Raw genomic sequence first — 10320 nt, 5'->3', positions numbered from 1 at the left:
GAGCACAGCGAACAATGACAAGTATTTAACCGGACATGATATAGCCCTGCTAGCTCTTACATCCTAAGACAAATGCTTCAAATCAGCTTTTGTCACCTCATTACCAACAATCGAGCGCATTCCCTCTAAAGTTGCAGGTATACTACGCGGGTCCATAAACATCACCTTGCTGCTGTCGCTGCTACCAATTTTTAGGCCCATATCTAAATAGTTTTGAGCTAGTAAAAACTGGAGTGCTTCGCGAGCATTCGGGTCATTTTCCAGAGTTTTGCCAATAATTTGCAATGCTTCAGCAGTCGCCTGAGCTTTAAGAACTTGACTTTGGCGTTCCGCCTGAGCTTTGAGAACGATCGCTTTTTGCTGCGCCTCGGCCTCCAAAATTGTCGATTTCTGACGCGCTTGTGCGTCCAAAACTTGAGCTTCTGCTCTACCTTGAGCGCTATTAATTGCCGAATCCCGTTCCCCTTCAGATGTCAGAATTGCTGCTCGTTTGCGCCTGTCGGCCGCCATTTGCAATTCCATTGATTCTTGCACTGTCTGGGAAGGAACAATATCCCGCAATTCTACCCGCGTTACTTTCACTCCCCAAGGATCGGTAGCAATGTCTAAATCTCGGAGTAAAATTTCATTAATTTGAGAACGGGCCGTAAAGGTTTGTTCTAGATCGAGTTGACCCATTTCCGAGCGAATTTGTGTCAGCACCATATTTACCATTGCTGACTGAAGATTTTCTACTTTATAGTAGGCTTTTTCCATGTCCATAATCCGCCAGTAGACCACCGCATCTACTGTAAAAGAAACGTTATCGCGGGTAATACAGGCTTGGGGGGGAATATCTAAGACTTTTTCGCGGATAGTTTGTTCATAGACGATGCGATCTATAAAAGGAGTGACAAAATTAAGACCTGGTTCCAATTTTTTGCCGCTATATTTACCCAAGGTTTCGACTAAGGCTTCATTCCCTTGATTAACAATTTTAACGGAACCCGCGATCGCAGAACCCCCTAATGCTAGAAATACCAGTAAAAAAAATCCTTCCATTTCAATTTCTCCTAAATATATAGTAACCACCAAAGTAGTGAGGACATTCTGGTTTCCATCAAACCCCCTGATTCTATTCCCTTCTTCCCTTCTTCCCCTAACCCTAACCCCTTCTTCCCCTTCTTCCCCTAGCCCCTAACCCCTATTCAAGAATGTAGTAGGTATTCTGGCATCACAATCAAGGTAGTACCTTCTCGCCCTACTACAATCACATTCTGGGAGGGTGCGATCGCGACAGCATCATCTGCACAACGAGCTCGCCAAGAGTTACCCTGATAAATCACTCTTCCCGCACCTCCAGCCGGAATTTCTGTCAAAGTTTCGGCTTCCTTAGCATCTTCAAGCACTTTGGCGTTGCGCTTTGGGACTAAGCGGCGAGATCCCAGTACAAAAACTGCCGAGAATGCCATCCACAGTACCACCTGCAAATTAACGTTAGGTAAAACTAAAGACACAAGAGCTACGGTAAAAGCGCTCAGTCCCATCATAAATGCTACAAAAGCAGTGGGTAGAAATAGCTCCGCCAAGCAAAGCATGGCTCCCGCCAGCAACCAGAGCTCAGTGGGAGATGAGAATATAGATAAAATCGGTTGCGGGGTGGAGATATTAGCAACCCCAGCAAATAAGCTGATGGTGTTCATTGTCGCGATCGCACTCATAAAAAGTATTCGAGATTAAGTAACTTAAATTACAGTTACCTCAATGCTGCACGGCTCAAACTAAAATTTCAACGTAGAGGATACATTTGACAAATTAATAGGGGCTAAAATCAGTTTATTCTCACATCCAGTAATTTAGCTCTCTCAAGCAAATAACTTTATAATGTTTTTAGACAAAATTTTTGACATGATTAGCCTTTCTTCCCAAGGGATTTATTGCCCCAACTTAGCCTGCCCTCAGCCTCGGAATTCCTTGGGTCGCCGGGAGTGCGAAGCTTGCCAAACCCATTTGATCTATAGATATCTGTGGGCAGTAGGCCCAGAAGCAGAACAAGTACCACAGGGTAGCGAAATCGGCGATCGCTACTTTGCGATCGAGCCTCAAGTTTGGCTCGATACCAGACCGGGAGAACCCCCTAATGCCCCCGAACAACTGCCTGATGCGATCCTTCCTTACCTCCACCTCTATCCCCACAGACTTCACGTCCCAGAGGTTTATGGTTTTTGTCAACTGGGAGAATCGGAGGAAGCACCAGAGGTATTGTTGTTAGAAAATGCACCAGTAGATGCGATCGGTCGCCTCCATCCTTCTATTGTAGAAGCTTGGCTAGGAACATCAGCAGTTCGTCAAGTTTATTGGCTGTGGCAAATTCTGCAACTGTGGACTCCACTATCCGCCGAGGGAGTAGCTTCTAGCTTACTGGCGGCCGAGAATATTCGGGTTGAAGGTTGGCGAGTGCGGTTGTTGGAACTGCTTCCCGGAGGTAAATTCAAACCAACATTGCGGGATTTAGCAGAACTTTGGACTCCTTGGGTAGAAGCAGCACAACCATCAGTACAACAAGGACTAGAAGAAATTTGTATGCTTTTGCGTCGTAGTGGCGCAACTGTAGAGGCGATCGCGCCAGAGCTCAACCTGCTACTGCTCGAAGTCGCCGCTCAATTACCCCTACACTTAGAAATAGCTGGAGCCACCGATACAGGGCCTCAGCGCGACCACAACGAAGACAGCTATTACCCTCAAAATTCAGATTTACCGCAAATTCAAACCCCCACTCGCAACCCACAGATTCCTTACCTAGCAATAGTTTGCGACGGAGTAGGCGGCCACGAAGGCGGAGAAATAGCAAGCCAACTAGGAGTACAGTCCCTCAAACCATTAATCCAAACTCTCCTAGTAGAAATAGCTCAACAGCCAGATTTGACTCCCCCAGAGGTCGTCAGCAGGCAACTCGAAGAGAGCGTTAGGGTAGTAAACAATGTAATTGCTGCCCAAAACAACGAACAAGGGCGAGAATTAAGGCAACGTATGGGAACCACTCTAGTGATGGCTCTCCAGTTACCCCAGCAAGTTAAAACTTCCGATGTCGAGCAATTAAATAATTCTCACGAACTCTACTTAGTTAATGTTGGGGATAGTCGCGCCTATTGGCTAACTGAATATAGTTGCTGTCGCCTGACTGTCGATGACGACGTGGCTACCAGAGAAGTCCGCCTAGGTAATTGTCTCTATTGGGAGGCGCAATTGCGTTCGGATGCGGGAGCCCTTACCCAAGCCCTGGGTACGCGGGAAGGGGAATATCTGCATCCTTCGATTCAGCGCTTTATTGTGGAAGAAGATGGTTTGTTAATGCTGTGTTCTGACGGTCTTAGCGATAATGACTGGGTAGAAAAATCTTGGGCAGATTATGCACCTGCGGTGTTAAAGGGCGAGATTTCTTTACAGTCCGCTATTCAGTCTTGGATTCGTCTGGCTAATGATAAAAATGGTTATGACAATACATCGGTGGTAATCGTTCATTGCCGGATTTCTCCAGAGAAATTGGTGTTCTTCAATCCAGTTCAATTACCCAATACAACAGAGACTCTTGAATCTGAGCTTTCCGCAGCTTCTAAGGCACTTCTGTACCCTGAAACGGTTGGAGCTAAATCCCCCCGAAGACAGCAGAAATTGAAGGGCTTAGTGCCTGTGCTAGGGCTGTTAGCGTTGCTTTTAGTAGGAGGTGCTGGAGCTGTATGGTATCACAATCGCCAAGTCTCGGAGCAAAAAAATGAGCAAATCCCCTTGTTCCCTAATACTTCCTCGCCGACTAAGTAGTGAAGTCGGGAGCGGGGGAGATGGGGAGCGGGGGAGCAACTTAATCAATTAAAAATTAAAAATGCAAAATTAAAAATTGCGAAATTTAATTTTTAATTTTTAATTTTGCATTTTTAATCGATCGGAGGGGAGCCGGGGAGCGGGGAGAATTTATCTTAATTTTCTTGACACTCCCACCCCTGAATCTGTGTAGTTGTATGTAAAAATAGAAAGATTGTCCGAATCTAGTCCCCTGCTCTGTCGCTTACGGTTAAACAGTCCTAAAGTCACTGGGACAGTGCTGTAAGCCTAACAAGCCCTGATAACTTTGGCGAAGCTAACTTTACCCCGTAAGGGAGGCTCGAAAGAGCAAACATTATGCCTACAGGATTGCGAGGGTTGAGACGGTAATTGTCCCGTTGAAAGTGCAGTACAAAAGCACACCGATCCAAGCAATTCCCTTGCGCGGTAATGGCAACAAAGATTCACGGTGATTAAAATCACCCGCGTCGTTTCCCTCTCAGGCTTGTCCTGAGCTTGTCAAAGGGTCTAAAGACTCGCTCGTTTCCCACTTACCGAATTTTTTTATGAAAGTTGGCGATCGCGTTTGCATCCAAAAATCTGTCGTTGTTTACCACCATCCCGAACATCGTAATCAACCCTTCGATCTTCAGGGTATGGAAGGAGATGTGGTGGCGATAGTTCTCGAATGGCAAGGCAGACCCGTAAGTGCCAACTTGCCTATTCAAGTCCAGTTCAACAAAAAATTTAGGGCACACCTCAAAGAGGACGAAGTGGAAGTCATTCAAAATAGCTGAGGAGGGAAAAGTTTTGAGTTTTGAGTTTTGAGTTATAAATTGATTTCATAATTCATAACTCCTAATTCCTCTCCCTTCTTCCTTCTTATCGTTTTCCTCGGCGAAACCATCCCAGAATATTAAAATCGCCTTGCATTTTCTGCAATTCCTGCTGGTGTTGCTTAGCTGTGCTGTAATACCATTGGCAGTAACTCTCAAATTCTTGGCGATATTTTACTTCTTGGTAAAATTCCCTAGTAATTTGATACTGTTTGAGAATTTCTGCTGGTACAGGCGGTTCGGGGACGATGTTTCGCAATTCGTGAGGGAACATGATTTGTAGGTTCCTGCTGCGGCAAAAGTTGGTATTGATTAGCCCAAAGCTAACACAATTACACCCAACCCCGCAGCCGATATACTGCTAGTCCGATATACTCTTTTAAGGCTTTTGTTGATTGCTGTAAATTATAGGCATCTGGCAGTAGATTTAAAAGTACAGCTTGCAAACTACTTTGAGATGCTTCCATATCCTGCTGTGTTATAGAAAAGTCTGTCGGTGCGGGAATTGTTTCTATTCCCTGACGCTGGAAAATTAGGAGCGATCGCGGCATATGTAAGGCTGATGTTACCAGTAAAATCGGCCCTAGAATGTTATTATCTTTTAAAATCTTGCGGACATTAACGGCATTTTGGTAGGTATTGAGAGAGGTTGGATCTTGGAGAATGGCTGATGTAGGTACGCCCATAGCTTGGGCAATTTCTGCCATATCTGCTGACTCTGGTGGGCCTCCTCCTTTCCACTCTACTCTACCACCACTGAGAATGAGCCAGGGGGCTTTGCCTTGGCGATAAAGCTGAGATCCGTAGAGGATGCGATCGCCTGCTTCGCCGACTTCTACCCAAGGTCGAGGGGGTAAAGCTGGCTTGATGCCACCGCCTAAAACTACTATAGCTCTAGTTTGGGGAATTGGTGTCGGCGGCAGATTTTGAGTTTCGAGCGATCGCACTAAATTTTGAGCAATCCAGCCATTACTCAGTGTTAATAAAATAGTTAGTGCCAGGGCCATTGCCCCCGCCGCCCATCTAGGACGTTTCCAGAACATTACTAAAGCAAAAATTATTAACAGACAACTTAATCCCAATGGATAGAAAAATAAAGGCAGTAGTTTAGACAGAAATAAAAACATTTTTGGTAATTGCTAATTGCTAATTGCTAATTGCTAATGTAGGACTTACGCTCATGGCCCTAGAAACCGGGTTTTTGAGAGAATCTGTGGGTAAAAACGAAGTATTTTCGTCAAAAAAACCCGGTTTCTTTGGTTGGGTGCGTAAGTTCTGCAATTGCTAATTTGGGAGAATGGCGGATTTTCTTCCCCATCTTCCCCATCTTCCCCATCCTCCCCATCCTCCCCATCTTTCCCTAGCCCCTAGCCCCTTCTTCTATCTTTTTTTTCTAAATAACCAATCAAGTAAGGTGACGGCTCTACCAGTAGAACGATTCGACGACTGTAACTTTTTTTGTGGTTGAGTTTTTGCTGATTCTGGGACGAGGAAATTAGGCAAGTTTTCTGCGAGTTTTTCACTTGCTATCTCATCTACATTTATTGGTTTTTCCTCCTCAGTGTTCCACCAAGTCAGAACTAAGCCACAAGCCGTCCCTCCAAGAATACCTAAGCAGATACTCAAAGGCATTGTATACCCAGTGAATCGAAAGCCAAGTGTTAGAAACAACCACATTGAAATACCTCCGGCTAAACCTACTGGGGGGATAGAAATTTTTAGCATGGTTTGTGAGGAATTTTATAGTTCGTATATTATACTAAGTTTTATTAACTAACCTAAGTTACTATTTACTTCCTGACCTCAACCATAAATATTAATTTCGAGCTTCTTAGGCTAACTAAGGCTTGGCATCTCCTCTTCCCTGTTTTATCGATATTCCCGATAGGAATTAGTTTCAATGGGCAATCGGCAATAAGCTCCGATATAGTACCTCATCTAGCTAAGAAATACTATAATAACCTTGGCAGTTGCTATATAAAGCGATCGCGCTCTATAAAGCTAAGCAATCCCAACATTTTCAAGGAGATGGCTTTGCTAGACTGGGAATGGGAGAATTGCGTAAGTCCTGAACTTAATAAAGCGATCGCCCTCTATAATCAGAACAGTCGATCGCATCTTCAGATAAAGCAATTTTCGGCTGAACGGGACACTTGAGGTGATAGTCACCCGTAAAAAATGCACAATTAGCACAAGGAATTTGGTGCATCCGCTTAGCCCGCTTAACCGAGTCTGCGATCGCACTTCCAATGTTCCAGAATAGCAGCAACATCAACGCCCAAGCACAGACAAAGCACAACGGTACCAAAAAAGGCTCTATAGCTCGAATTAGAAAGTAAAGCATTTGAAACATAGCTTATACTTACAAACAGAGTAACTATAAAATAAATTAATCCAAAGCGCGACTAAGAGCAAGAAAAATTAAAAAATCTCAAAGCCTACCGGAAAACCGGAGGATTGTGGCATCATAGAGAACTGACCTTAAATAGAACTAGAGGAAATAACTTATGGCCCTGAGATTAGGCGATACAGTCCCCAACTTCACTCAAGCCTCCTCCGAAGGAGAAATAAACTTCTACGACTGGGCTGGCGATAGCTGGGTAGTACTCTTCTCACACCCCGCCGACTATACACCAGTATGCACCACCGAACTAGGCGAAGTTGCCCGTCTCAAAGCCGAATTTGAAAAGCGTGGTGTCAAAACCATAGCCCTCAGCGTCGATAATGAAGAGTCCCACAAAGGCTGGATTAATGACATTGAGGAAACCCAAAAAGTTAGCCTAAATTATCCTATTTTAGCTGACGCAGATCGGAAAGTGTCAGACCTTTATGACATGATCCATCCCAACTCCTTGAACAACTTAACAATCCGTACAGTTTTCGTCATCGATCCCCAAAAGAAACTGCGTCTGAACATTACCTATCCTGCGAGTACCGGTCGTAACTTTGATGAAATTTTGCGGGTAATTGATTCTCTACAACTCACAGACAAATATAGCGTCGCTACCCCTGTTAACTGGAAAGATGGTCAAGATTGTGTAATTGTACCCTCGATCAAAGATCCTGAAGAGTTGAAACAGAAATTTCCCAAAGGTTACGAAGTAATTAAGCCTTACTTGCGGATGACTCCTCAACCTAATAAATAGTATTAGATTTCTGTCGTCCGATGGTAATGGAGGCGCGATTAATTGCGCCTCTGCAAGCATATTTTAATAAAGGAAAAAATTATGCTCTCATCTCCGATAGTGTTACGTATGCCGCCTAAAATGCAAATGACAGAAGATGAATTTTTTGAGTTCTGTCAAATTAATCGCGACTTACAAATCGAACGAAATCAATCAGGAGAAGTGCTAATTATGCCCCCCACTGGAGGAACAACAGGCAATCGCAGCGGTAGCATATTTGCACAGTTATATAATTGGACAGAGCAAGACGGAACGGGTATTTGTTTTGACTCAAGCACTGGATTTAAGCTGTCAGTTGGTGACAAGTCCCCAGACGCTTCGTGGATGAAACTGGAACGATGGAATGCTTTATCAGAAGAACAGCAAGATAAATTTGTACCACTTTGTCCTGATTTTGTAGTAGAACTCAGGTCTGCTTCCGATAACTTGAAACCCTTGCAAGAAAAAATGGCAGAATATATGAGGGAACCGGGAGTAAAGTTAGGCTGGTTAATCGATCGAAAAAATCGCAGAGTTTATATTTATCGTCCAGGTTTACCAGAAGAATGTTTGGAAAATCCAGCTACAATTAGCGGCGATCCTATTTTGCCGGGATTTGTGCTTAATATGAGTAAGATTTGGTAATCTTATTTACAGTCAAATTCCCAGATGCAAAATGAAAAAATCCCCACCACAAGTTTTATCAGCGTAGGTTGCCAGAGTTATCAAATTTTTGACTACCATATCTCGATCAAATTCTAACTGTTCGTAATACGGCTCACTTTCTACTCCTTCATCATCTATATCAGATATCCAATGACCCCTTAGCTGAAGTTTTGCAGGAGCTTTTGAAAATAATTTTGCCCATGACTCAACCACATGATGAAAAACTTCGGCTCCCTGTTTATTGATGATTGTCACCCCGTAAAGATTTAAGCCATAACCTTGCCACTCTTTAGGATGATCGGGGTTGAGGGTAGATACCCACTTTAATGTATCATTAACGTAATGAATAAAATCATCGTGAAGTTTCACAGCGGAAGGGTTACGAAAGTATTTTGTGTAATCTCTATAATTAACTTTCCCTTCAGGCAAAAGTAAAAAATCATGGTCGAGACTCATACGTTTACTCCTGAAAATTGCTAATACGATCCAAATGAAATTATGTTATTATCAGAATCTAGGTCAATGTACCGCCCATTCTTAGAGTACCTTTTCACCCCTGGCGTTGCTCCTGAAACATTGGTTTTCCGTGACCCTTTTTTAGCTGCAATCTTAAATTCCTCTGCTTTTCGCAGATATTGGGTAACATCTTCTGCCCCTACTTCGTCACCATGCTTGAGAAAGTGTTCCTGTAACGACTGTTGAGGTGAATCATAGCTCCCTTTTGCCCACGAGCCAGTGAAATCTTCCATTTCTTAAGTATAAACCTTTGTGTATATAATGAGTAATAAGAATTTATTGTAAAATTTAGTAGTAAATAAAAACACAAATAGCATGGATATCAAAAACGGTTTTGTAGGCACTCTTGGCAACACCCCCCTAATCCGATTAAACAGCTTCAGCGATGAAACTGGGTGCGAAATTCTCGGCAAAGCAGAATTTCTTAATCCCGGCGGTTCTGTGAAAGATCGAGCCGCCCATTATATTATCAAAGATGCCGAAGACAAAGGCTTATTAAAACCAGGTGGGACAGTAGTAGAAGGAACCGCAGGCAATACTGGCATCGGTTTAGCTCATATATGCAACGCTAAAGGTTATAAATGCCTAATCGTAATTCCTGATACCCAATCTCAAGAAAAAATAGACGCATTGAGAACATTAGGGGCGGAAGTCCGTACCGTACCTGCTCTTCCCTACAAAGACCCGAATAACTATGTCAAATTCTCTGGAAGATTGGCATCAGAAATAGATAATGCAATCTGGGCAAATCAATTTGATAATTTAGCTAATCGTCAAGCACATTATGAAACAACTGGCCCCGAAATCTGGGCACAAACAGATGGTAAAATTGATGCTTGGGTGACAGCAACGGGAACGGGAGGAACTTTTGCTGGTGTGGGAATCTTCTTAAAAGAAAAGAATCCAGCCATTAGAATCATTTTGGCAGATCCGAAGGGTAGCGGTCTTTACAGTTACGTTAAAACTGGGGAAATTAAGATAGAAGGTAGCTCAATTACTGAAGGTATTGGCACTAGCAGAATTACTGCTAATATGGAAAATGCTCCTATAGATGATGCCATTCAAATTGACGACGCGGAAGCCGTGCGGGTGATTTACCAACTGTTGAGAAAAGACGGATTATTTATGGGTGGTTCCGTAGGAATTAATGTCGGTGCGGCAGTTGCATTAGCGAAGCAAATGGGGCCGGGACATACAATTGTGACTGTACTTTGCGATGGCGGTTCTCGCTATCAATCGCGGCTATTTAATCGAGAATGGTTAGCTGGAAAAGGTTTGTCGCCGGATTAAAAAAGTGTTGTCGCGAACATATCCGTAACGCCGCCCTCTGGGCGGTATTG

The 10320-nt window shown here is 43.6% G+C and carries 12 protein-coding genes; 5 read left to right on the top strand and 7 right to left on the bottom strand.

The features are described 5' to 3' along the window. Nucleotides 1–63: 63 nt before the first annotated feature. Together PN499_RS17700 and PN499_RS17695 are read right to left on the bottom strand one after the other, a co-directional pair. On the bottom strand, nt 64–1041 hold the full coding sequence (locus PN499_RS17700; RefSeq protein WP_272033412.1) for an SPFH domain-containing protein: 978 nt from the start codon (nt 1039–1041) through the stop codon (nt 64–66). 146 nt (nt 1042–1187) lie between these two features. Next, nucleotides 1188–1700 carry an NfeD family protein gene (locus tag PN499_RS17695; RefSeq protein WP_465249966.1) on the bottom strand — a complete coding sequence of 171 codons (513 nt, stop codon included), beginning with the start codon at nt 1698–1700 and terminating at the stop codon, nt 1188–1190. Nucleotides 1701–1863: 163 nt separating this feature from the next. Here PN499_RS17695 and PN499_RS17690 point away from each other — a divergent pair, with 163 nt between their 5' ends. Continuing rightward, a complete protein-coding gene (locus PN499_RS17690; protein WP_272033411.1) occupies nt 1864–3798 on the top strand; it encodes a protein phosphatase 2C domain-containing protein in 1935 nt (644 codons plus the stop codon). 566 nt (nt 3799–4364) lie between these two features. After that, nucleotides 4365–4595, top strand: coding sequence for a ferredoxin-thioredoxin reductase variable chain (locus tag PN499_RS17685; protein WP_272033410.1), 231 nt, complete (start codon nt 4365–4367; stop codon nt 4593–4595). A gap of 85 nt (nt 4596–4680) precedes the next feature. Here PN499_RS17685 and PN499_RS17680 read toward each other — a convergent pair whose 3' ends face one another. The 4 genes from PN499_RS17680 to PN499_RS17665 all read right to left on the bottom strand — a co-directional run bounded on the left by PN499_RS17680 (nt 4681) and on the right by PN499_RS17665 (nt 6987). Continuing rightward, nucleotides 4681–4908: a hypothetical protein gene (locus tag PN499_RS17680; protein ID WP_272033409.1), complete on the bottom strand. Its 228-nt coding sequence runs from the start codon at nt 4906–4908 to the stop codon at nt 4681–4683. A 58-nt stretch (nt 4909–4966) separates the two neighbouring features. Beyond that, nucleotides 4967–5761, bottom strand: coding sequence for a YdcF family protein (locus PN499_RS17675; protein WP_272033408.1), 795 nt, complete (start codon nt 5759–5761; stop codon nt 4967–4969). Between the two features lie 253 nt (nt 5762–6014). Continuing rightward, on the bottom strand, nt 6015–6359 hold the full coding sequence (locus tag PN499_RS17670) for a hypothetical protein (protein WP_007354214.1): 345 nt from the start codon (nt 6357–6359) through the stop codon (nt 6015–6017). A 349-nt stretch (nt 6360–6708) separates the two neighbouring features. Further along, a complete protein-coding gene (locus PN499_RS17665) occupies nt 6709–6987 on the bottom strand; it encodes a hypothetical protein (RefSeq protein WP_007354213.1) in 279 nt (92 codons plus the stop codon). Between the two features lie 154 nt (nt 6988–7141). Between PN499_RS17665 and PN499_RS17660 the strand changes: the two genes are divergently transcribed. Both PN499_RS17660 and PN499_RS17655 read left to right on the top strand, forming a co-directional pair. Further along, nucleotides 7142–7780, top strand: coding sequence for a peroxiredoxin (locus PN499_RS17660; protein ID WP_272033407.1), 639 nt, complete (start codon nt 7142–7144; stop codon nt 7778–7780). Nucleotides 7781–7861: 81 nt separating this feature from the next. Beyond that, nucleotides 7862–8443: a Uma2 family endonuclease gene (locus tag PN499_RS17655; RefSeq protein ID WP_272033406.1), complete on the top strand. Its 582-nt coding sequence runs from the start codon at nt 7862–7864 to the stop codon at nt 8441–8443. Between the two features lie 12 nt (nt 8444–8455). On the opposite strand, the gene PN499_RS17650 is transcribed toward PN499_RS17655, so the two are convergent. Further along, a complete protein-coding gene (locus PN499_RS17650; protein WP_272033405.1) occupies nt 8456–8920 on the bottom strand; it encodes a Coagulation factor 5/8 type-like protein in 465 nt (154 codons plus the stop codon). Nucleotides 8921–9295: 375 nt separating this feature from the next. On the opposite strand from PN499_RS17650, the gene PN499_RS17645 reads away from it, so the two are divergent. Beyond that, the gene (locus tag PN499_RS17645; protein ID WP_272033404.1) at nt 9296–10270 is read left to right on the top strand and encodes a cysteine synthase A; all 975 of its coding nucleotides are present in this window, start codon (nt 9296–9298) and stop codon (nt 10268–10270) included. The last annotated feature ends 50 nt before the right edge of the window (nt 10271–10320 follow it).

Source organism: Kamptonema animale CS-326 (assembly GCF_028330895.1).
GTDB classification, from domain to species: Bacteria; Cyanobacteriota; Cyanobacteriia; order Cyanobacteriales; family Microcoleaceae; genus Kamptonema; species Kamptonema formosum.
The sequence above is the reverse complement of the archived record's forward strand: the minus strand, read 5'-3'. Positions and strand labels throughout refer to the sequence as shown.